This is a genomic window from Cupriavidus sp. BIC8F, assembly GCF_032465815.1.
GTDB classification, from domain to species: Bacteria; Pseudomonadota; Gammaproteobacteria; order Burkholderiales; family Burkholderiaceae; genus Cupriavidus; species Cupriavidus necator.
The window spans coordinates 3,055,114-3,076,878 of the sequence record NZ_CP136094.1 but is presented as its reverse complement, the minus strand read 5'-3'; the positions used below and the strand labels follow the sequence as shown (position 1 = coordinate 3,076,878).

The window sequence follows — 21,765 nt, the reverse complement described above, 5'->3', positions numbered from 1 at the left end:
TTGCCCGAGTAGCCGGTTTTGAGTTCCCGTATCCGAATGCAGTGGGCCGAGCCCCCCGTTTCTTCGTTTGTTGGCTGCGACGGATCGCGCCAGAGACCCATGAGGATCAAGCGATCGGCGTACAACGGTTGCTCGTTGCCCTGGTGGCTTCACCACCCCAAAAGAACGTTGGTGCCGCAATGCGTCCATGGGGTTCTCACAAATATGTGGCTGCCGAATTGCCGGCGCCAATCCACGGCTGGCTCGCATTGCAAGCGCTCCGCTTTGACTGCAAATCGGGGACAGCGACACGGTATCTCTTTTGAGGGTTGGCGCCATTCACTTGCCATGGCTGGCCGGTCGCCGTCGTGGCCTTTACGCGAAGCAGAGATTGCGGCACAAACGGGGCTGAGCCGCACGGGCGTGTTTGGCATCTGCCAGCGCCATGCCGAGGGCGGCGCGACGGCGCTGCAAGATGCCATCGGTGGGCGTCGGTTTGGCGAGGGGCGCTTGTTGAACGCCGAGCAAGAGCGCGAAGTCCGCAAGCTGATTTGCGACAGGACGCCGGATCAATTGAAGATGGCTTACGCACTGTGGACCCGTCGCGCGGTTGCTGAGTTGATCGAGCATCGCTTCGGCATCCGGCTGCCGGTTCGCACCATGGGTCTTTACTTGTCGCGCTGGGGCTTCACTCCGCAGAAACCGATTCGCCGCGCTTACGAGCAGTCCCCTGCCGCGGTCAGGAAATGGCTGGACGAGGACTATCCGGAGATCGCGCAGCGTGCCAAGGCTGAGGATGCAGAGATCCACTGGGGCGATGAGACCGGACTGCGATCTGACGACGTGCGCGGGCCCAGCTTCGCGCCAATCGGGCAAACGCCGGTGGTACGCATCAACAGCAAGCGCGAGGGGCTGTCGATCATTTCCACGGTCACCAATCGCGGCAAGATGCGCTGGAAGATCTTCGAGGGGGCGCTCAACGCCGATATCTTGATCGACTTTCTCCGCCGTCTGGTCAAGGACGCGGGCAAAAAGGTGTTCCTGATTCTCGATAGCCTGAGGGTGCATCACAGCAAGCCGGTGAAGGCCTGGCTCGCCCGGCACGTCGAGCAAATCGAGGTGTTTTACCTGCCCAGCTACAGCCCGGAACTCAATCCCGACGAGATGGCCAACGCCGATATCAAGCAAGCCGTCACCTCGCGGGCACCGGCTCGCACCAAGCTGCAACTCGTCAAGGCTGCGTCGAGCCATCTGCGCAGTGCCCAGAAACAGCCCGAACGCATTCGACGTTACTTTCAGCATCATTCGGTGAAGTATGCGGCCTGATTCAAGTTCATGAAGGCCGGATCAATAATGCTCCGGTGTTGGTACCGCCCCGGCACTTACCGCGGACTGTTGGGCCGCAAGCGACTCGCGAGGCCCAATCGCACCTGCACAACCCGCCACTCCCGTGGCAAGGCGCTGCCCTATCCTTGTTATGGGAGGCTCCGCGCGGCAATCCTGCCGTCGGGCACGGGAATGGGCCGTTAGTCAATCCAGGCGGGAGGGCAGCATGCGCGCGTTAGTCTTCTGCTCTGTGCAGTTCCTGTTGGCGGTGACGTGGACCCTCTACGTGGCCTTCCTGCCGCAACTGGCCGCGCAGGCAGGCATCGCGCGCGCGCACGTCGCCTTGATCCTGCTGATGGACCAGTTGATCTTTGTCGCCATGGACTTCACGGTGGGCGTCGCGGCCGACCGCGTCGCCAACGCAATGCGCAGGCTGGGAGGCTGGATACTGGGGCTGTCCGTCATCTCCGCACTGGCTTTCATGCTGCTGCCCCGGGTAACTTCACCGGCGCTGCTGCTGGGCCTGACCGCGCTCTGGGCGGCCACCTCTTCGGCATTGCGCGCGCCGCCCATGGTGATCATTGCCCGGCGGCTGCCTGCGACCGCGTCGTCGTTCCTGGTGGGATGCTCGCTGCTCGGCGTCGGCCTTGCCGGAGCTGTGGCGCCGCTGCTGACCGCCCGGCTGCGCGATGCGTCGCCCATGCTGCCGTTCCTGGCCGCCAGCGCGGGGCTGGTGGTAGCCGTGGCCGCGCTGCGATGGATGGAATCCGGCCCCGCGCGCCACGATGCAGACGCCGTGCCCGCGCCGGCAGCCGGGGTTGGGCTCAGGCACGTCTGGCTGCTGTTTGCCGCGGTCTGGATGCTTGCGCTCGGCTTCCAGATCCACACCACCGTCAACTCCGCGCCGGCCTACCTGCGCTTTGTCACGGCTGCCGAGCTCGAACACGTGACGCCGGTGTTCTGGATCGGCTTCGCGCTGGGCGCGCTGCTGCCCGCGACGTCGTTGCTGCGGCGCTATCCGCCCTATACGCTGCTGTTGACCGCTGCGGCCCTTGGCGCGCTGTCGTTGTTCGGCTTCACCGTTGCGGGCTCGCTCCGGGCCATCCTCGCCGTGCAATGTCTTGCCGGCGGCCTGTGGGGAATCATGTTCGCCGCGACGGCGAATGCGGCGCTCGACGCCGGTCACGCCGGCCGCGAAGGGATGTACACCGGGCTCGTATTTGCCGCCCTGGCGGTTGCCGCGTTCATGCGCATTGCCCTGGTGTCATCGGGCGCCAGCAAGACCGCCGTGATGACAAGCCTGCTGCCATGGCTGCCTGCCGTGGCCTGGAGTGCCGGTGCCCTGCTGCTGGCGGCTTTCCTGTCAGGAAACCTGACCTACCTGATGGCGCGCAGACAGGTGCTGCGCCAGCAGGTCGGTTCCGGTTAGCGGGGCCTTCCCTTTCCTGGTCCGCTGATTACCTACCTGGAGAACTCGAATGACGATCGCTAGCGCAGTTTCCGCTCCGGTGGCCGGGGCGTTGATGTGCCTGTGCATCGGCACCGCACACGCCGCCGGCATGCAGGTGTCGTCCACTTCGTACGCCGAGGGAGCCACGATCGCCTCGCAGTATGCGCATGATGGCGTTGGCGGCGACCAGAAGCCCTGCGGCGGCAAGGGCGTGTCGCCGCAGATCTCGTGGACGAAGCTTCCCGCGGGCGCGAAGTCCGTCGCCATCCTGATGTATGACATGGACGGCGTCGCCGGTCTCGGGGTCTCGCATTGGGTCGCCTACAACATTGCCGCGAATCGCGGTCAGCTGAAGGAAGGCGAAGGCAAGACGGACGGGCCCGGCATCACGGTCGGCAAGAACGTGCGTGGCGAGGCGGCGTACCGCGGTCCCTGCGCGCCAACCGGCGAGACACCCCACCATTACGTCGTCACGGTCATCGCGACGGATCTGGAGCCGAACCTGCCCGCGGGCATGACGCGTGAGGAACTGATGGCTGCGCTCAAGGGGCATGCCCTGGAGGCACAGAGCTTTGTCGGACGGTTTGGGCGTTGAAATGCGGTAGCGCGGCGTCGGGTAGCCGGCCGGACGTAAATCAGCGCCGCATGATTGCCACGATCGAATCCAGCCGGGCTCTGTCACAGGCCAGCGCCATGCCGTCCGCAAACACCGGCTGCGCCAGCCGTGTCAGCACATCGCCCGGCGGTGCCTCCACCACCAGCCTGGCGCCATTGGCGTGGGCCAGCAACATGGTTTCATGCCAGCGCACCGGCGTCGCCATGTTCTGCGCGAGATCCTCGGCGATTCGGCGTGGATCGCGCAGTTCGCGCGCCTTGCTCGCGCTGAAGTAGCGCTGCGCAGGCGCCGACATCGTGACGCCCTGCATGGCCTCGCCCAGGGAGCGCGCGGCGTCAGCCAGCAGCGGACAGTGCGACGGGACGTGGATGGCGACCGGCCTGGCCGCCTGCGCCCCAGCCGCCAGCGCCAGCGTCGACACTTCCGCCAGCGCCGACAGCTTGCCCGCGATCACAATCTGCGTGGGGGCGTTGAAATTGGCCAGGTACACCGGTTGCCGCGGCGTGCAGACCTGCGCCACCAGCGGTTCGAGCCGGTTCCGGTCCAGGCCGAGGATCGCCGTCATGCCATAGCCATGCGGAAAGGCCTGCGCCATCAACTCCCCGCGCAAGCGCACTAGTCGCAACGCATCGGCAAAGGCCAGCACACCTGCGGTCACCGCCGCCGCATAGGCGCCGATGGAGAGACCGGCCACCGCGTCGGCGCGGGCGTCATGCGCGGCCAGGCAGCGCGCCATGGCCACGCCTGCCGTCAGCAGGCAAAGCTGGGTCCATACCGTGGACTGCAGGCGTGTCGGCGTATCCATCTCCGCCGCTGGTACCTGCAGCACGTCTTCCGCCGCGGCCAGCACCGCAGCCACCGAGGGATGCGCCGGCAGGTCTTTCAGCATGCCGGGGCGCTGTGCGCCCTGGCCAGGGAAGGTAAGCAGGACATTCATCGTGTGGGGTGCCAAGGATCCGCGCACAGCCGCGGGCCGTGATCCGTTTTCAGCAGCACCTTGCCGCCGCTGCGCAGGCGTTCCAGCAGCGAGAAGCCACCAAACGGGGTCGCGACCTGTATATCGAGCCTGGCCGGCGCGGCGCGCTGCAGCTCGGCCAGCAGGTCCAGATGCGGGGCCGGGAGGGGTTGTGCGGCCTGCACGACGAGGTCAAGGTCGCTGTCGGCACGCAGCACGTTGTGCTGACAGGCGAGCGAGAAGCCGGCGCTGCCAGTCACGCCCCACCGGATACCTGCGGCGTCGAGCCAGTCGGCGATGGCCTCGAGCGCGAGGATTGCTGGCAGGGCTGCCAGCTCCGGCCGTCGCCGCCATGCACGCTGCGCGGCCAGCTCCATCGGCGTGACGATCTTGCGGATCGCCGCGGGCGTGATCCAGGTGCCGAAGCGTTCCGCGCGCGTACCGCCGCGCAAGCCGACGGGGACTGCGCCAGGCCGGCGGCCGTCGCGCCGCACGACCAGCGGGATCTCGCGCAGCGCTGGCAGGCAGACCCATTCCGGCAAGGCGTCGCGGCTCAGGTCGCTTGCCGGATCGCGCAGCCAGACCAGGTCGTGTGGCGCGGGCGTCGCAGTGTTCAGGCTTGCCATTGCCGCGACAGGCAGTCACGTACTGCAGCCGACGCCTTGCGGTTTGCGCCCGCCAGCCGGCCGGACAGTCCGTGCGTCGGGTCGCGTCGGATCTCCGCCAGCGCGGAAAGGATGGTGTCGCGCGCCAGGTGCACATCGGCCGGCACCGGGGCGCTGGCCGACTCGACGTCGATCAGCCGCCACAGGATGCCCAGCGTGGCGAAGTTTTCGATGTCGTAGGCCATCGGCGGCACCGTCGACGCCAGCGCTTCGAGGTCCTCGACTGTGCGCATGGTGACCCTGGCGGCGGCCTCCTTGCCCATCGCATGCACCAGCACGCCCTCGTCATTGAGCGCGATGATGCGGTTGGCCTGGTAGCCGTGCGCAAGGAAGGCTCCCGACATGGCACGCCCCACGATCAGCGCCACCACCGGGTGCCCGGCCAGGCGGGCCTCGGCATAGGCTGCCACGGCACCGGCCAGCGACTGGTGGATGCCAAGCGCCTCTTCCCGCCGGCCGTAGGCCTGGCTCGGGGTATCGACAATCGCCACGATGGCGCGCTTGACCGGCAATTCGCGGTCTGCCTCGATCGCTTCGCGCACCGCGCGCGCCAGCGACCAGCCTTCGAGCAGACCGGCCTCGCCATTACGTGCCCGCGGGAAGCGGCTGTCGGCGTCAGGCACCAGCGCGATCCAGCGAACCGCGGTCCCCGCCAGTTCGCCGTCGGCAACCAGCACGGAGTCCGGCAGACCCAGCTGGATCTGCGCCGCGGGCGCCAGTGCCTGCAGCCAGCGTTCACCACGGCTGGGTTCGCGCGCGGTAGCGGTTTGGGTTGGTGAGTTCATGCGTCGGTCCCCCGTTGCAACAACGCCTGCACATCTGCCGGCGTGGGCTGCGCACTGGCGTCGTACGCCTGCAGCGCGGCCAGGTATTGGGCGTATAGTTCGCTGCGATGGCTTCCCGCAACCGGGCCGCGCAACAGTTCGGCGACCTGCCTGCGCATCGCACTGCAGTCGTCATCGACATACGCATCGGCGAAGCCGGTGGCAACGCGCTGCGTGCCGCCGGTGAAGCTCCAGATAAAGGGCCGGTCACGCGAGTCGTACTCGGCGATGCCCGCCTCCTGCTCGATCACGGCCGGGCCGTTCAGGCCAAGGCGCCCTTCCTGCGTCATCACCAGCGCGGTACACAGGCCCGCGGCAATCGACATGCCGCCGAAGCAGCCCACCTGCCCCGCGATCACGCCGACCACCGGCTGGTAGCGGCGCAGGTCGACGATGGCCGCATGGATCTCGGCAATCGCGGCCAGGCCGAGATTGGCTTCCTGCAGGCGCACGCCGCCGGTTTCCAGCAGCAGCACTGCGCGCGTCGGTTCACCGCGGCGGTTGTCCTCGGCGGCCAACTCGAGTGCGCCGGCAATCTTGGCGCCGCCGACTTCGCCCATGCTGCCGCCCTGGAAGGCGCCTTCGATGGCCAGCACCACCACCGGCATCCCGTCGATGCGCCCCTTGGCGACCACCACGCCGTCATCGCTCTGCGGCACCACACCCTGCGGCGGCAGCCACGGCGACTGCAGGCCGTCGAACGGGCCCGCCAATTCGCGGAAGGTGCCCGGGTCCAGCAGCGCACGAGCGCGCTCACGTGCCCCCAGTTCGATAAAGCTGTTGCGCGCCAGCAGTTCCGCCGTGTTCATGCGCCCTCTCCTGGTTGCGGGTCACCCAGCGCCTCGAAGGCCTCCGCCAGGCGCATGCCGACCACGCCCGGCGTGGCGCCGAAATCGTGGATGCGGATCTGCATCGACGCGCGCGGCTCGGCGGCGAAGACGCGCGCGAGCTGCGCATCCCAGATACGGCCATAGCCATTGACCGAGGTGGTGACCTCAACCGTGGTCACGCCGCCGCTGCCGGGCTCGACCAGCACCTCGAGGTCGCCCGACCCCACCACGCCCACCAGCACGCGGGCCCTGGCAGGCTGCCCCGCCGGAAATTCAAATCGCAGTTGTTCCATCAAAGTCCCCTGAATTGTTGCCCATCGAGCCCTGCGACAGCCGGTCGAGGAAGATCGTCGCGGCCAGCAAGTCCGCCGCGCCGCCCGGCGAGGCGCGCTGCGCCAGCATGCCGGCGTCCAGGCTGCGCAGGTGCCGCCGTCCCGCCACCGTGCCCACGCCACCGGCGGCGAGCACCGCCTTTGCGCCGGCCTGCATGTAGTCCAGGCCCTTGCGCCCCGACCTCGCCAGCACGCAGGTATCGTCCAGCTCGCTCATCAACGCCAGCAGCGCATTGAGGCGTGCCGTGGATTCGGTGTCGCCGCGCGCGCGGCTGCGTTGCAGGGCCGGCAGCGCCAGCCGCATCACGTGCGGAAACCCTGCCCGTGCCTGCGCCCGTGCACCGCCGACCCCGTACGCCAGGCAGGCGAGTTCGCCCTTGTTGCCAGTGACCGCGGGCCGGTGCCGATCCGCCAGCGTGGCGATGGCGCCGGCCGTGGCGCTGATCGCCGCGGCACTGGCGGGCTGCCCGGCGGCGCCGAGCTGTCCTGCGGCGCCGACCAGCAAGCCGATGCACCAGATCGCGCCGCGATGCGTATTGACACCGCCGGTGGCGGACAGCATCACCGCCTCCGCCTCGCGGCCGAGCGCGCCCAGTTGCTCGCGCAGCCCATACCCGACGCGCGGCGCCTGCAGGCCGGCATCGGCCATGGCCGCGAACGACGGGCCCAGCGACTGCGCCGAGCGCAGCATCAGCGGCAATGTCAGGTCGGCATGTGCGCCGCTGCCACGGCTGTCGACCAGGCCAGGCTTGGGCGACAGCCGCGCTTCTTCCACGATCGCGCTGACCGCCAGGCCAGCGAGTGCCTGGGCGCGGGGTGCGGCCGCCGGCTGGTGCCGGTGCTGCGCCGGCGTGTGCAGGATCCTTGCTGCTGCGCTCGCCATTACCAGCTCCGAAAGCGGGCGGGCGGCGCATATAGCCCGCCGGACCAGTCCACCAGTTCAGCCATGCTCTTGGCCGCCAGCAAGCTGCGCGTGGCCTGGCTGCGCTGCACGCCCAGGTCTTCGGGCAGCGCGATGAGGCCGTCGCTGCGCATCCGGCGCGTCGTGGCGGGGTCATGCTTCATGCCGATCGGCGTGACGCCCGCCACGGCGGCAATCATCCGGCGCCGCTCTTCCAGCGATTGCGCCTTGTACAGGTAGGCAATGCCTTCCTCGGTCAGCACGTGCGTAACGTCGTCGCCGTAGATCATCACCGGGGCGAGCGGCATGCCGCTTTCGCGCGCGACGTCGACCGCGTCCATCGATTCCACGAAGGTGGGCTTGCCACCCGCCTGGAAGGTCTCAACCATCTGCACCACCAGCTTGCGGCCGCGCGCGAGCGGGTCGTCCGTCTCGATCAGATCCAGCCATGCCGGCGTCGGATGCCGGCGCCCGCCAGGCTGGTGACCCATGTTGGGCGCGCCGCCAAAGCCGGAAAGCCGCCCGCGCGTCACCGTGGACGAATGGCCGTCGCCGTCGATCTGCAGGGTCGAGCCGATGAACAAGTCCACCGCGTACTGGCCGGCAAGCTGGCAGAAGGCCCGGTTAGAACGCATTGAACCGTCCGCACCTGTGAAGAAGACATCCGGCCGGGCGGCGACATAGTCCTCCATGCCCAGTTCGCTGCCAAAGCTGTGCACGCTATCTACCCAGCCGGTTTCGATGGCGGGAATCAGCGTCGGGTGCGGGTTGAGCGTCCAGTACTTGCAGATCTTGCCCTTCAGCCCCAGCGACTCGCCGTAGGTCGGCAGGATCAGTTCGATCGCCGCGGTGTTGAAGCCGATGCCATGGTTGAGCGACTGCACCTGGTGGCGTTCATAGATGCCGCGGATCGCCATCATCGCCATCAGCACGTGGACCGGCTTGATCAGGCGGGGGTCGCGGGTAAACAGTGGCTCGCAGAAGAATGGCTTGTCGGCCTGCACCACGTAGTCGATCCAGGAGCCGGGCACGTCCACGCGCGGCAGGCCGGTGGGGTCGTCGACGATCTCGTTGACTTGCGCAATGACCAGCCCGTCGCGGAAGGCCGCGGCCTCAACCAGTGCCGGCGTGTCCTCGGTGCTGGGGCCGGTGTAGAGATTGCCCTCGCGGTCGGCCTTGTAGCCGGCAATCAGCACGACGTTGGGGACCAGGTCCACATACAGTCGCGCATAGAGCTCGATATAGGTGTGGATCGCGCCCACTTCGAGCTGGCCGTCCTCCAGGAATTGCGAGATGCGGATGCTCTGCGCGCCGGCGTACGAGAAATCCAGCTTGCGCGCGATGCCGCGCTCGAACAGGTCCAGGTGTTCCACCCGGCTGACGCTCGGGATGATCATGTGGAGTGCATTCACACGCGCGGGATCGACCTGTGCCAGCGAGCGCGACAGAAAGTCGGCCTGCTTCTGGTTGTTGCCCTCCAGCACCACGCGGTCGCCCGAAAGCAGCACTGCCTCCAGGAAGGGCACAATATCGCTGGTCGGCACCAGCTTGCCCTGGGCAATGGCGGCGGCGTTCTGCTTGCGGCGCGCCTTGGCTTCCCTGCGGGTGTTCCATTGGCGGCCTGTGCTGGTGGTGGTCATCGCATCTCCGGGCTGACGTCTGTCTGATGTGCCCACCTTAAACAGGCGGCGCTCACCGAACAATCACGTTGGGCGGAGAACCATTACGCTGGCCGGAAGCAAGGCCTGAAGCGCGGCCGAACGCAGCCTCGGCGTCCTATTGGTCCGCGTCGCGCATGGCCATGCGGCACACCGCGGCCAGCGCCAGCAGGTTGGGATCGCGCTCGCGGCGGCGCAGGAAGCTCAGGCCGATGGTCTGCTTGATGTCGTATTCGCCGGCAAGTGGCACGAACGCCACGTTGCGCGAATACACCCCTTTCACGCGCCCTGGCAAAAGCGTGTAGCCGATGCCACCGCCCACCAGATTCATCAATGAAAAGATATCGCCGACTTTCATCACCACATTTGGCGTGAATTGGGCAATGCGGAAGGCCTCGACAAAGCCGTGATAGGTGACGAAGCCCTCGCTCAACGCCACGAACGGCTCGTCGCGGCAGGCTCGCAGGTCGACCGCCGGCATGCAGGCGTAGGGCGAGTCGGCAGGCGCCGCAAAGAAGATATCGTCCTCGAACAGCGGGATCGACTCGATCTCCGGATCGGACTCGGGCACGGCCATCAACGTGGCATCGATCGAGCCCTGCTTGAGCTTGTGCAGAAGGTCCGCATTGGAGCCCAGCACCAGTTCGGTCTGCATTTCCGGACGCCGCAGCTTCAGCCCGATCACGATCTTGGGCACGGTCTGGACCGTCAGCGAGTAGAGCGAGCCGATCTTGAGCTGGTCGGCCGAATAGCCGGCGGCCTCGCGCGTGGCGCGGATGCCGTCGGCCATGGCCTTGAGCACTTCCCTTGCCGTATCCGCCAGCACATAGGCGGCGTCAGTCGGGATCAGGTTGCGGCCCTCATGCCGGAACAGCGCGCAGCTCGTGCCCTCTTCCAGCGAATGCAGCGCACGGTGCACGCTGACGGTGCTGGTGTCCAGGATCTCGGCCGCCTTGGCCAGGTTGCCGGATTCCATGAACGCCAGCAGGGCTTCGAGTTTGCGGAAGGTGATCTCTTCGCCAATGCGGATTCTCATGGTTCTGGGCTCGGGTATGGGGGCGGCCTCCTATCTTAGCCGCGTGGCGGCCAGTTCGCATGGTTAGCTGGCTTGGCCGAGCGATCGCGACCGGAACTCAGAGCACAACAAAGATAAACCACAGCACGACCGGCGCAATCACGGTCACCAGCGCGCCATAGATCATCAGCTTGCGGAAGAAGGCCTGCCGGTCCACACCCTGTGCGTTGGCCAGTACCAGCGCACCGTTGGTCGAAAACGGGCTCACATCCACGATCGTCGAAGACACCGCCATCGCCGCGATAAAGCCGATCGCGCTGACGTCGGAGCCTTGCTGCAGGAACGGCACGGCAAGCGGGATCAGCGAGCCCAGTACCGCGGTTGACGATGCAAACGCCGACACCACCGCACCCACGAAGCACAGCAGCAGCGCCGCCATCAGCGGCGAGGTCAGGTGGGCCACGCTATGGCCGACGAAATCGATCGTGCCCATCTTGTCCATCACGCCCACAAAGGTGCTGACGCCGACGATCAGCATGATCTCGGGCCACGACACCTGGCCGAGCGCGCGCTTCTGCAGCTCCGGTGCCATCAGCGTGAGCACCAGCGCGATGGTCAGCGAAACGAAGCCGATATCGAGCTTGAAGTAGAGCGTGAGGACGGCCAGTGCCACCAGGCCGGCCACGGTCAGGTACTGGTAGAGGCCCGCCGGCGCCTCGGCGGTGCTGGCGGCATCGCCCTCGAGCATCGATCCGCGGTCGCGCGCCATCGTCTTCCGCTCTTCCATGCCGGCCTCGGCCTCGGCATCGCCATAGATCTGCGCGCCCTGTGCCGGGACGGTGTGTGCGCCGAAAGGATGGCCCATGGCCAGCACACCGGCGGCGCCCGCCTGCGGCGCCGCCACCGCCGGCGCCGCTTGCCGCATCAGGCGCAGGCCGCCGAATGCGACAAACAGCCCCGCAGCCACGGCAAGGTTGACACCCAGGCTGGCGAAGGCCGTCGCCATCTCGTTCAGCGGCAGGCCCGCCTTCTGCACGATCTTGTTGGTGATGCCGCCATAGATGCTGATCGGCGAGAAGCCGCCGCCCTGCGCACCGTGGATCACCATCAGCCCCATCAGCAGCGGGTTGATGCCGTAGCGCGCGGCGAACCCCAGCGCGATCGGCGCGATGATTGCGACCGCTGCCGGGCTGACCGCGCCGACCGACGTCAGCACCGCCGCGATCATGAACATGATCCATGGGATCGCCGCGATCCGGCCACCCACGGCGCGTACCGCAAGCCGCACTAGCCAGTCGATGGTGCCGTTGTTCTGCGCCACGGCGAACAGGTATGTGATGCCGACCAGCGTCAGAAACAGGTCGGCGGGGAATCCGGCCAGGATAGCCTTGGCCGGCATGGCTGCAACCAGGGTGCCGACCAGGAACGCGCCGACAAAGGCCAGCGCGCCCATGTTGATGGGCAGGACCGTGGCGATGACGAACATCAGCCCCAGGACAGAGATGGAAATCAGGTGTTGCGACATAGCGGCTCCGTCGCGGAAGGCGCGCCGGGGCGCCCATCGCTTGGTAGGAATGACATGGGATTGGTATTCGGCTGGAACTGCCGAAAGTGATGCGCCGCTACGGCAAGGTGTGGAAGGGGTAGGCCGTCACATGCGTCTCCTTGGTGGATATGGCCTCGCTTGAATACTTCAAGTCGGCGCCATTTTTGAGTTGCTTTTGAGCCAAGAATAAGGTGGCGGACAATGAGCATCAATTAAGGTGCGGGGGCAATCCTTACGGAGACCGGAATAGCATTGGGAGCGCAGGACGGATCACAATACATGGGCGGCAAGGCGGGCGCGCCCAGCCGGGACCATCGCCTAATCCGAAAACAAGTCGACGAACTGGTCGCGCAGCCACTGATTCGCCGGATCGCGATGATACCGGGCATGCCAGAACAGGTTGATCTGGATTTCCGGCAAGGCGAACGGATGCCTGACGTGCCTGAGCCCAAAGTACTTGGCGCATCGCTCCGCAAACGTCCAGGTCACTGTGGCTACCAGGTCGGTGGTGGCAATGATGTCCGCCAGTGCGACAAAATGGGGGACACGCAGCCGGATCTTCCGCTGCACGCCGTGCTGGGCGAGGATCTCATCGACCCGGGCATGCCCCGTCCCCGCCGCCGTGACCACAATGTGCTCCGCCGCTTCGAAGTCGCGCATGCTGACCGTCTTCTTGTCCATGGCATGACCGGGCCGGAACAGGCAAACGTATCGCTGGCGAAATAGCCGCCGTTGAAAGAACGCAGTACCGAGTTCAGGAAGATGACCAACCGCCAGGTCGATCTTTCCCTGGCTCATCTCCGCCGCCAGGTCCACCGCCGTATTGCGCACGGTCGTTACCGTGACGCCCGGGGCGCGATCGCCAAGCGCGCCCATCAACGGCGGGATGAAGTGCACCTCGCCGATATCCGTCATGGCGACGCGGAATGCGCGCACGCTGCGCAGCGGATCGAACGACACCTTGTGGCTGAGCGCCGCCTGCAGTGACTCCAGCGCATAGGCAACCGGTTCCGCCAGTTCCTCTGCAAGCGGTGTCGGCAGCATGCCCTTGCTGCTTCGCACAAACAGCGGGTCACCGAACAAGGTGCGCAAGCGGGCCAGCGCATTGCTGACCGCAGGCTGGCTGAGATTCAGGGTCTTCGCGGCACCGGAAACGGTTCCCTGCCGCAGCAGGTTATCGAACACGACCAGCAGGTTCAGATCGACGTCCTTGAGCTCCATCGCGCCGCCTCTTATTGATTTGGTGAATATTAACTATAGCCAGGATTCTATTGGTTAATTTTCCTCCGTGCACCATGATCCTTCCCAGACGAAGAGACATAGCCGGAGACAACCATGGCAATCGATTCCCAGCAAGCCGGCCCGGTCTGGGCCGACGACAGCATCAGCCGCATCCCGTTCCGCGTGTATACGGATGCGCAGCTATACCAGCGTGAACTCGAACGCTGCTTCTACCGCGGTCACTGGAACTACGTCGGGCTCGAGGCGGAGATCCCGAATCCCGGCGATTTCAAGCGCACCACGCTTGGCGAGCGCTCCGTGATCCTGGTGCGCGACCAGGACGGCGAGATCAACGTCGTCGAAAACGTGTGCGCCCATCGCGGCATGAAGTTCTGCCGGGAGCGCAGCGGCAACCGGAAGGATTTCCATTGCCCCTACCACCAATGGAACTATGACCTGAAGGGCAACCTGCAAGGCGTGCCCCTGCGTCGCGGGGTCAGGCAGGACGGCAAGGTCAACGGCGGCATGCCCGCCGACTTCAAGCCGCAGGAGCACGGGCTCACGCAACTGAAGGTCGCCACGCGCGGTGGTGTCGTGTTTGCCTCGTTCGACCATGAGGCTCCCTCACTCGAGGAATACCTCGGGCCGGACATCCTCGGCTACTTCGACCGGCTCTTCAATGGCCGCAAGCTGAAGGTCCTCGGCTACAACAAGCAGCGCATTCCGGGCAACTGGAAGCTCATGCAGGAGAACATCAAGGACCCCTACCACCCCGGCCTGCTGCATACCTGGTTTGTCACGTTCGGCCTCTGGCGCGCCGACAACAAGGCACGCCTGGTGATGGACCCGCAATTCCGGCATGCCGCGATGGTGTCGACCCGCGGCCAGGGCGGCAAGAGCGACGTGACCTCCGGCGTGTCCAGCTTCAAGGACCAGATGGCGCTGCACGACGACCGCATCCTCGACATCGTCCACGAGCCGTGGTGGGGAGAGCCGACCGCCGTGATGATGACGGTCTTCCCGAGCGTGATCTTCCAGCAGCAGGTCAACTCGGTGTCCACGCGCCATATCCAGCCCCATGGGCCGGATTCCTTCGATTTCGTCTGGACGCATTTCGGCTTCGAGGACGACACCGAGGAAATGACGCGGCGCCGCCTGCGCCAGGCCAATCTTTTCGGCCCCGCCGGCTTCGTGTCGGCCGACGACGGCGAGGCCATCGAATGCTCGCAGGAAGGCTTCTCCCAGAAGCCCTGGCATCGCGTGATCGCCGAACTGGGCGGCAAGACCGCGGAGAACACGGACCACATGGTGACCGAGACCCTGATCCGCGGCATGTACGCCTACTGGCGCAAGGTGATGGAGGTCTGACGCCATGAACTTCACTGACTACTACGCCCTGCTCTCCCTGTTCGCCGACTACACCAGCGCCGTGGACAACGGCGACTGGGACCGCTGGCCGGAATTCTTCACCGAGCATTGCCTCTACCGGGTCCAGCCCCGCGAGAACCACGAGCGTGGCTTGCCGCTGGCGACGCTCTCGCTCGAAAGCAAGGGGATGCTCAAGGACCGCATCTACGGTATTCGCGAGACCCTGTTCCACGATCCCTACTACCAGCGTCACATCGTCGGCGCGCCACTGATCAGGCAGGCCGACGGCGACAGGATCGTGGCCGAGACCAACTACGCGGTGCTGCGCACCAAGCCGGACCAGATGACCGATGCCTACAACGTTGGCCGCTACCTCGACACCGTCGTCCGGACGCCGGCGGGCTTGCGCTTCGCCTCGCGCATCTGCGTATTCGATAGCGAGATGATCCCCAACTCGCTGATCTACCCCATCTAGTCTCTATCAGGAGTCATTCATGACCGAAACCTGGATCGAGGCAGCGCTGCTGTCCGACGTCCCGCAGGACGATGTCATCGCCGTGGCCGTGCAAGGCCAGGAGATCGCCTTGTACGGCGTGGACGGCGACGTCTACGCGACCGACAACATCTGCACGCATGGCCATGCGCGCCTGTGCGAAGGCTTCCTCGAGGGACATGAGATCGAGTGCCCGCTCCACCAGGGCAGGTTCGATATCCGCGACGGCGCTGCGAAATGCGCCCCGCTGACCGAGAGCATTCGCACCTACCCGGTGCGGATCGACGGCGACAAGGTGTACCTCGACCTCGGCTGAGAGGCCGCGTCACCAACCAGAGGAGACAGGCATGAATTCCGAGCGCTCAGACACCGCGACTGCGCTATCGCCAACCGCCACCATCGTCATCGTCGGCGCCGGCCAGGCTGGCGGCTGGGCCGCCCAGACGCTGCGCAACGAGGGCTTCACCGGCCGGCTCGTGCTGATCGGCGACGAGGCCCACCCACCGCATGAGCGGCCGCCCTTGTCCAAGGCCGTGCTGGCCGGCGAGGCTGCGCCCGCCGGCACGTGGCTGCTCAAGCCCGAGGCGTTCGCAGCGCTAGGGCTGGAGTGGTGGCTGGACACGCGAGTCACCCGCATGGACCGGGCCGCGAAGCGCCTGGAGATGGCCAACGGAGAGATGCTGTCTTACGACAGGCTGATCCTGTGCACCGGCGGCAGGGCCCGCACGCTCACCGTCCCGGGCATCGACACGGCTGCCGTGCATACATTGCGCACGATTGGCGATGCCCTGGCCCTGGCGCCGGCGTTGCGGCCCGGGCGCAGCATCGTGGTGATCGGCGGTGGCTGGATCGGCCTCGAAGTCGCCGCCACGGCGCGCCGCAAAGGTGCCGAGGTGACCGTGCTCGAAGCCCAGAGCCGGCTGTGCGAGCGCACCGTGCCGCCGGAAGTGTCGGAATACCTGCTCGGGCTGCATGCCTCGCATGGCACCCGTGTCATGCTCGGCGCCAACATCACCGGCATCGCCCCCGGTACCGGCGGCCTGTCCGTCGTGACACTGGCCGATGGCAGTACGCTGGCGTGCCACGCCATCGTTGCGGGTATCGGTCTCGTTCCGAACGACGAGCTTGCCCGGGAAGCCGGGTTGGAGTGCGACGCAGGCGTGGTCGTCGACGCAGGATGCCGCACGTCCGACCCCGACATCTTCGCCGCGGGCGACGTCGCGGTCACGCCCAACCCGTGGGCCGGCCGGCGCCTGCGGCTGGAATCCTGGCAGAACGCCCAGGAACAGGGCATTGCCGCCGCGCGCGCGGCGCTCGGTCTCGCGGTCGACTATCAGCCGCTGCCGTGGTTCTGGTCAGACCAGTACGGCATGAACCTGCAGATCCATGGCATCCCCCTTCCCTCGCACCGCGTGGTGGCACGCGGCACGCCCGGCGCGGACAGCTTCATGCTGTTCTACCTCGACGGCGATGTGGTCAAGGCCGCGCTCGGGTCCAACGCCGCGCGCGACCTGCGCTTCGCGCGCCGCCACATCGAGCAATGCAAGCCGGTCGATGCCAGCCGCCTTGCCGACCCGAGCGTGCCGATGTCCAGGCAGTAAGCCCAACCATAAGAACAGACAGACCGGAGACAAGCCCCCATGCAGCAAACCGACATCCACAGGCTGGCCGACGCCGCCCGCTTCAACCGCTTCCATGCGCTCGTGCTGTTCTGGTGCGCACTCATCATCATCTTCGACGGCTATGACCTCGCGGTCGTGGGTATCGCGCTGCCTTCGATCATGAAGGACCTTGGCGTCGCCCCGACCCAGGCGGGGCTCATGGTCAGCTCCGCGCTGTTCGGCATGGTGTTTGGCGCGATCTTCCTCGGCACCATGGCGGACAGGATCGGCCGCCGCTGGACGATCGCGATATGCGTGGCCCTGTTCAGCGTCTTCACTGCCGCGGCCGGCCTGGTCAAGGATCCGCTGCTGTTCAGCATGGCCCGCTTCCTGGCTGGGCTCGGCATCGGCGGCGTGATGCCGAATGTGGTCGCGCAAATGACCGAGTACGCGCCGAAGAAGATCCGGGCGACCCTGGTCACCGTGATGTTCAGCGGCTATGCCGTGGGCGGGATCCTGGCGGCGCTCCTCGGCAAGAGCCTGATCGAGGCCTACGGCTGGCAGTCGGTCTTCCTGGCGGCCGGCCTGCCTGTGCTCCTCATTCCGGTCATTCTCAGGTCGCTGCCCGAATCGATGCCGTTCCTGCTGGCCAGGGGCGACCACGAAGCGTTGCGGCGCATCGTCTCCAGGCTTGCACCGGACCAGCGGTGGTCGGCCACCGACCGCTTCGCCGTGCCGGCGCAGGACAAGGCAGCCAGCGCGCCGATCCGGCACCTGTTCCACGAGGGCCGTGGCTTCAGCACCATCATGTTCTGGATCGCGTTCTTCATGTGCCTGTTCATGGTGTACGCGCTCAGTTCATGGTTGACCAGGCTGATGGCGGGCGCCGGCTACAGCCTGGGTTCCGCGCTGACGTTCGTGCTGGTCCTCAACCTCGGCGCGATGATCGGCGCCGTGGGTGGCGGCTGGCTCGCCGACCGGTACCACATCAAGTACGTGCTCGCCGCCATGTACGCGCTGGCCGCGGTTTCGATCACGCTGCTCGGATTCAGGATGCCGACAGGGCTGCTATTCGTCGTGGTGGGCCTGGCCGGTGCGTCGACGATCGGCACGCAGATCGTCGCCAATGCCTACACCGGGCAGTTCTACCCGACCGCCATCCGTTCCACCGGCCTTGGGTGGGCCCTGGGCATCGGCCGCAGCGGGGCCATCCTCGCGCCAATCGTCATCGGGGTACTCGTCGCCATGGAGCTCCCGCTGCAGCAGAACTTCATCGCGATCGCCATTCCGGCCGTGATTGGCATGGGCGCGGTCCTGCTGATCGATCACAGGCGGTCAGCATCGGCCCACCACGGCGAAATGAGCGCCGGGCTGCCTGCGTCGCCGGTCAGCCTGTCCATCGCGGACCGGAACTGATTCCCCAGGCCGGCGCGGCCCGGCGGGCAGACGATCCGGGGGACAGGCGCGGGCACGGCTAGAATATAGTCATGGGAACCACGTCGGGATCACTTTCAGGCCCCGACCCCGGTTCAGTCAGAATCGAAGAGGTTGTCACGATGAAGGCAAGAGCCTCGATCATTGCGTTCGTACTGGTGACCCTGGCCACCCCGATGGCGCACGCGAGCGTGGCCGAGGACGCGCGCGGGTTCAAGAACGGCGTCAAGTCGGCTGGCAAGCAGGCCGGGCATGCGGTGCGCGACGGCGCGCATGCCATTGGCCGTGGCGCAAAGGCGGCCGGCCATGCGATTGCGGATACCACCAAACAGGGCTATCACGCGACCAAGAAGGCCGTGAGCGGTCACGAGTAAGGACTTGTTCCAGCCGCGCTCCCTGACGCCGTCAGGCCGACTGGGAAGGCATCCGCGGCACGAAGCAGCTGCGCTCGATCTCGCCACCCCGGGCCACCAGGGTGGTCGCCTCGGGAATCTCCTCCCATACCCCCTGCACCTCGATCAGCGGCTCGGACAGTACCAGGAAGGCGTTGTCGCCGGCGGCGATGATGCGCGGATCGTCCGGGTAAAGCGCGCGCAATTGCCGGAACGAGGTGCTGTGGAACAGCGAGCGCGAGGCCGCCTCGCTCGAATAGCGCACCGCCACGATCTGCTGGCCGTCGGTCACGCAAACGGTCATGTTGAGCGGAAACTGCACGTCGTAGCGGTGGCCAACGTCCTCGATCAGGCCGGCCATCTGTTCCAGCGCGCCGCCCGGGTCGCGCTCCAGGCCGAAACTCAGGGCCAGGAAGAACATCACCTCGGAATCGGTCGATCCCTCGATCCAGCGGAACAGGTGCGGCGCCACGGCCATCATCAGGTCGCGCCGTACCAGCGGGTATTCGCGGATCAGGCCGTTGTGAACGAACAGCCAGCGGCCGAAGCGGAACGGATGGCAGTTGGTCTCCTGCGTCGGGGTGCCGGTGGCTGCGCGCACGTGGGCAACGAAAAGCGGCGCCCTCACCGCCCGCGCGGTCTCGCGCAGGTTTGTGTCGCTCCAGGCCGGGTGCAGGCAGCGGTAGCGGAACGGCACTTCCGAGTGACGTCCGTACCACCCGACGCCGAACCCGTCCCCATTGGTCGTGGTATGACCCAGCCGCGAATTCAGGCTCTGGTCGATCAGCGAGTGTTCCGGCTGGAACAGCACCGTTTCCAGCGGAACGGATTTGCCCGAGTAAGCCAGCCAGCGGCACATGATGCTCCTCCTAGACCGATGCGGCCCGGTGGCTTCCGGCCCACACTTCCAGTTGTAGGACGGCAACGCGCGAACGCAAAGCACGCGCAGGCTGTGACGCACCGGCTACCCTCGAACCTGCACCGGGCACACCCGGATACGGCGAGTTGGCGCTGCAAAGCAGCAATGGCTGTAGAATACGCGTCCTCCCCGATTCCAATGGTCACGGCGTCCGATATCGGCCCGCGCCGCACCGGTACCCTCACGAGCCTTGACAGCAGGCCCGATAGCGCACGCACAGCGTGCGCGCTGCTGTCGAAACGCGATTCACGAAGGAAACAGTAGTAAATGACAAGCGGCGCACAACGAACGGCAGCTAAAACACGAGAAGCAGGCGTAGTCAAGGACCTTGGCCAGGCCAGCGCAGGGTCAACGGCGCAGCCTGATCCATCGACGGAAGCCGCCGCGCGTAGCCAGCAATTGCGTGCGCTGATCCAGCTGGGCAGGCAGCGCGGCTACCTGACCCACGCAGATATCAGCGACCACCTGCCGGAGAACTTCACCGACACGGCGGCGATGGAAAGCATCGTCAGCACGTTCGCCGAAATGGGCGTGAAGATCTATGAGCAGACGCCGGATGCCGAGACGCTGCTCCTGAGCGACGGCCCGGTGGTGGCCTCGGACGACCAGGCCGATGAGGAGGCCGAGGTAGCGCTTGCGACCGTGGACTCCGAGTTCGGCCGGACCACCGACCCGGTGCGCATGTACATGCGCGAAATGAGCTCCGCAACGCTGCTCACGCGCAAGCAGGAAGTCGAGATCGCCAAGCGGATCGAGGAAGGCCTGAACAATATGGTCCATGCCATCTCGGCCTGCCCGTTCACCATCGCCGCGATTCTCGAGCTGTCGGCCAAGGTCGCCAGCAATGAAATCAGCATCGACGACCTGGTCGATGGCCTGAGCGACGAGAGTATTGCCGAAGCAACCGTGGCGGCGGCAGCTGACGAGACGGACGACAGCGTCGATAGTGCCGACGAGGCCGATGACGATTCCGAAGACACCGACGACGAAGGCTCGACCCAGCAAAGCAACGAAAAAGCCCTGGCCCAGCTGCGCGACGAATGCCTGAAGCGGTTCGCGCGCGTCACCGGGCAATTCGAGCTGATGTGCCAGGAAAGCGCCGCAAATGGCGCGGGCTCGGCAGCCTTCCTGTCCGCAAGGGATGCGGTGCGCGAAGAATTGCGCACGATCCGCTTTACCGCGAAAACCATCGAGCGCCTGTGCGCCAACGTCCAGGCCATGGTCGACGAGGTGCGCACGGTCGAGCGCCAGGTGGTCCAGCTGCTGGTCGAGCGCTGCGGGATGGAGCGTGAGGAGGTCATTGCCCGCTTCCCCGGCAATGAAACCAACCTGACCTGGGGGCAGGAGCTTGTCGCCCAGTCCCGTCCGTACAGCGCGGCGGTCGCGCGGGCCCTGCCGGACCTTGAGGCGCACCAGCAAAAGCTGATCGACATCCAGGCCCGGGCGGCGCTGTCGCTGCCCGACCTGAAGGGCGTCAACCGCAAGATGCTGGCTGCCGAGCGCCAGATGCGGCAAGCCAAGCATGAGATGACGCAGGCCAACCTGCGGCTGGTGATCTCGATTGCCAAGAAGTACACCAACCGCGGGATGCTGTTCCTGGATCTGATCCAGGAAGGCAACATCGGCCTGATGAAGGCGGTCGACAAGTTCGAATATCGCCGCGGCTGGAAATTCTCCACCTACGCGACGTGGTGGGTGCGCCAGGCCGTCACGCGGGCGATCGCCGACCAGGCCCGCACCATCCGCGTCCCGGTGCACATGATCGAGCAGATCAACAAGCTCAATCGCCTGTCGCGCGAGATCATGCAGCAAACCGGCAAGGAACCCGATCCGGCGGTGCTGGCCGAGCGCCTGGACATGACCGAAGACAAGGTTCGCTCGATCATGAAGATCGCGAAAGAGCCGGTCTCGATGGAAACCCCGGTTGGCGAGGACGGCGATACCAGCCTGGGCGACATGATTGCCGACTCGGACACGGCCACGCCCGCCGACGCCGCGTTGCAGGCGGGCCTGCGTGCCGTGGTGCGGGAGATGCTCGATGAGCTCACGCCGCGTGAAGCCAAGGTGCTGCGGATGCGCTTTGGCATCGATATGTCCACCGACTACACGCTGGAAGAAGTCGGCAAGCAGTTCGATGTCACGCGCGAGCGGATCCGCCAGATTGAAAGCAAGGCGATGAAGAAGCTGAGGCATCCCAGCCGGGCAGACCAGCTGATCACCTACCTGCGTGACGCCTGACA

20 protein-coding genes and 1 pseudogene are annotated in these 21,765 nt (G+C 66.2%); 10 read left to right on the top strand and 11 right to left on the bottom strand.

The annotated features are described in order from the left end of the window. Positions 1-366: 366 nt before the first annotated feature. The 3 genes and pseudogenes from RS901_RS14285 to RS901_RS14275 all read left to right on the top strand — a co-directional run. Positions 367-1,305: pseudogene (locus RS901_RS14285) on the top strand (IS630 family transposase); the annotation flags it as partial. A gap of 226 nt (positions 1,306-1,531) precedes the next feature. Next, the gene (locus RS901_RS14280; protein WP_316149433.1) at positions 1,532-2,734 is read left to right on the top strand and encodes an MFS transporter; all 1,203 of its coding nucleotides are present in this window, start codon (positions 1,532-1,534) and stop codon (positions 2,732-2,734) included. A gap of 49 nt (positions 2,735-2,783) precedes the next feature. After that, positions 2,784-3,350, top strand: coding sequence for a YbhB/YbcL family Raf kinase inhibitor-like protein (locus RS901_RS14275; RefSeq protein WP_316149432.1), 567 nt, complete (start codon positions 2,784-2,786; stop codon positions 3,348-3,350). A gap of 40 nt (positions 3,351-3,390) precedes the next feature. On the opposite strand, the gene mdcH is transcribed toward RS901_RS14275, so the two are convergent. From mdcH to RS901_RS14225, 10 genes are all read right to left on the bottom strand, one after another. Then, the gene (gene mdcH / locus RS901_RS14270; RefSeq protein ID WP_316149431.1) at positions 3,391-4,308 is read right to left on the bottom strand and encodes a malonate decarboxylase subunit epsilon; all 918 of its coding nucleotides are present in this window, start codon (positions 4,306-4,308) and stop codon (positions 3,391-3,393) included. Further along, on the bottom strand, positions 4,305-4,952 hold the full coding sequence (locus RS901_RS14265) for a malonate decarboxylase holo-ACP synthase (protein WP_316149430.1): 648 nt from the start codon (positions 4,950-4,952) through the stop codon (positions 4,305-4,307). Before RS901_RS14265 ends, mdcH begins: the two co-directional genes overlap by 4 nt. Further along, positions 4,940-5,776 carry a biotin-independent malonate decarboxylase subunit gamma gene (mdcE, locus tag RS901_RS14260; RefSeq protein ID WP_316149429.1) on the bottom strand — a complete coding sequence of 279 codons (837 nt, stop codon included), beginning with the start codon at positions 5,774-5,776 and terminating at the stop codon, positions 4,940-4,942. The genes RS901_RS14265 and mdcE overlap by 13 nt, the downstream gene beginning before the upstream one ends. Continuing rightward, on the bottom strand, positions 5,773-6,624 hold the full coding sequence (locus tag RS901_RS14255; protein ID WP_316149428.1) for a biotin-independent malonate decarboxylase subunit beta: 852 nt from the start codon (positions 6,622-6,624) through the stop codon (positions 5,773-5,775). The genes mdcE and RS901_RS14255 overlap by 4 nt, the downstream gene beginning before the upstream one ends. After that, positions 6,621-6,938, bottom strand: coding sequence for a malonate decarboxylase subunit delta (locus RS901_RS14250; protein ID WP_316149427.1), 318 nt, complete (start codon positions 6,936-6,938; stop codon positions 6,621-6,623). Before RS901_RS14250 ends, RS901_RS14255 begins: the two co-directional genes overlap by 4 nt. Next, the gene (locus RS901_RS14245) at positions 6,919-7,860 is read right to left on the bottom strand and encodes a triphosphoribosyl-dephospho-CoA synthase (protein ID WP_316149426.1); all 942 of its coding nucleotides are present in this window, start codon (positions 7,858-7,860) and stop codon (positions 6,919-6,921) included. The genes RS901_RS14250 and RS901_RS14245 overlap by 20 nt, the downstream gene beginning before the upstream one ends. After that, positions 7,860-9,518 (bottom strand): malonate decarboxylase subunit alpha, encoded by a 1,659-nt coding sequence (gene mdcA / locus RS901_RS14240; RefSeq protein ID WP_316149425.1) that lies wholly within the window; start codon positions 9,516-9,518, stop codon positions 7,860-7,862. The genes RS901_RS14245 and mdcA overlap by 1 nt, the downstream gene beginning before the upstream one ends. A 136-nt stretch (positions 9,519-9,654) precedes the next feature. Then, entirely contained in the window at positions 9,655-10,572 is a 918-nt protein-coding gene (locus tag RS901_RS14235; RefSeq protein ID WP_316149423.1) for a LysR family transcriptional regulator, read from the bottom strand. A 97-nt stretch (positions 10,573-10,669) separates the two neighbouring features. Next, on the bottom strand, positions 10,670-12,076 hold the full coding sequence (locus RS901_RS14230) for an SLC13 family permease (protein ID WP_316149422.1): 1,407 nt from the start codon (positions 12,074-12,076) through the stop codon (positions 10,670-10,672). Between the two features lie 339 nt (positions 12,077-12,415). After that, complete coding sequence (locus RS901_RS14225) at positions 12,416-13,318, bottom strand: LysR family transcriptional regulator (protein WP_316149421.1); 903 nt, start codon at positions 13,316-13,318, stop codon at positions 12,416-12,418. Positions 13,319-13,432: 114 nt separating this feature from the next. Between RS901_RS14225 and RS901_RS14220 the strand changes: the two genes are divergently transcribed. The 6 genes from RS901_RS14220 (at position 13,433) to RS901_RS14195 (ending at position 18,588) form a co-directional block, all read left to right on the top strand. Further along, positions 13,433-14,686 carry an aromatic ring-hydroxylating dioxygenase subunit alpha gene (locus RS901_RS14220; RefSeq protein ID WP_316149420.1) on the top strand — a complete coding sequence of 418 codons (1,254 nt, stop codon included), beginning with the start codon at positions 13,433-13,435 and terminating at the stop codon, positions 14,684-14,686. A gap of 4 nt (positions 14,687-14,690) precedes the next feature. Then, entirely contained in the window at positions 14,691-15,161 is a 471-nt protein-coding gene (locus tag RS901_RS14215) for an aromatic-ring-hydroxylating dioxygenase subunit beta (protein ID WP_316149419.1), read from the top strand. A 19-nt stretch (positions 15,162-15,180) separates the two neighbouring features. Continuing rightward, positions 15,181-15,495 (top strand): non-heme iron oxygenase ferredoxin subunit, encoded by a 315-nt coding sequence (locus tag RS901_RS14210; RefSeq protein ID WP_316149418.1) that lies wholly within the window; start codon positions 15,181-15,183, stop codon positions 15,493-15,495. A gap of 31 nt (positions 15,496-15,526) precedes the next feature. Then, positions 15,527-16,780, top strand: coding sequence for an NAD(P)/FAD-dependent oxidoreductase (locus tag RS901_RS14205; RefSeq protein WP_316149417.1), 1,254 nt, complete (start codon positions 15,527-15,529; stop codon positions 16,778-16,780). A 39-nt stretch (positions 16,781-16,819) separates the two neighbouring features. After that, entirely contained in the window at positions 16,820-18,196 is a 1,377-nt protein-coding gene (locus RS901_RS14200) for an MFS transporter (RefSeq protein WP_316149415.1), read from the top strand. A gap of 140 nt (positions 18,197-18,336) precedes the next feature. Continuing rightward, entirely contained in the window at positions 18,337-18,588 is a 252-nt protein-coding gene (locus tag RS901_RS14195) for a hypothetical protein (RefSeq protein WP_013956612.1), read from the top strand. 31 nt (positions 18,589-18,619) lie between these two features. Here the strand turns inward: RS901_RS14195 and RS901_RS14190 are convergent, their stop codons facing one another. After that, positions 18,620-19,465, bottom strand: coding sequence for a class II glutamine amidotransferase (locus RS901_RS14190; RefSeq protein ID WP_316149412.1), 846 nt, complete (start codon positions 19,463-19,465; stop codon positions 18,620-18,622). Between the two features lie 327 nt (positions 19,466-19,792). Between RS901_RS14190 and rpoD the strand changes: the two genes are divergently transcribed. Beyond that, the gene (gene rpoD / locus RS901_RS14185; protein WP_316149411.1) at positions 19,793-21,763 is read left to right on the top strand and encodes an RNA polymerase sigma factor RpoD; all 1,971 of its coding nucleotides are present in this window, start codon (positions 19,793-19,795) and stop codon (positions 21,761-21,763) included. The last annotated feature ends 2 nt before the right edge of the window (positions 21,764-21,765 follow it).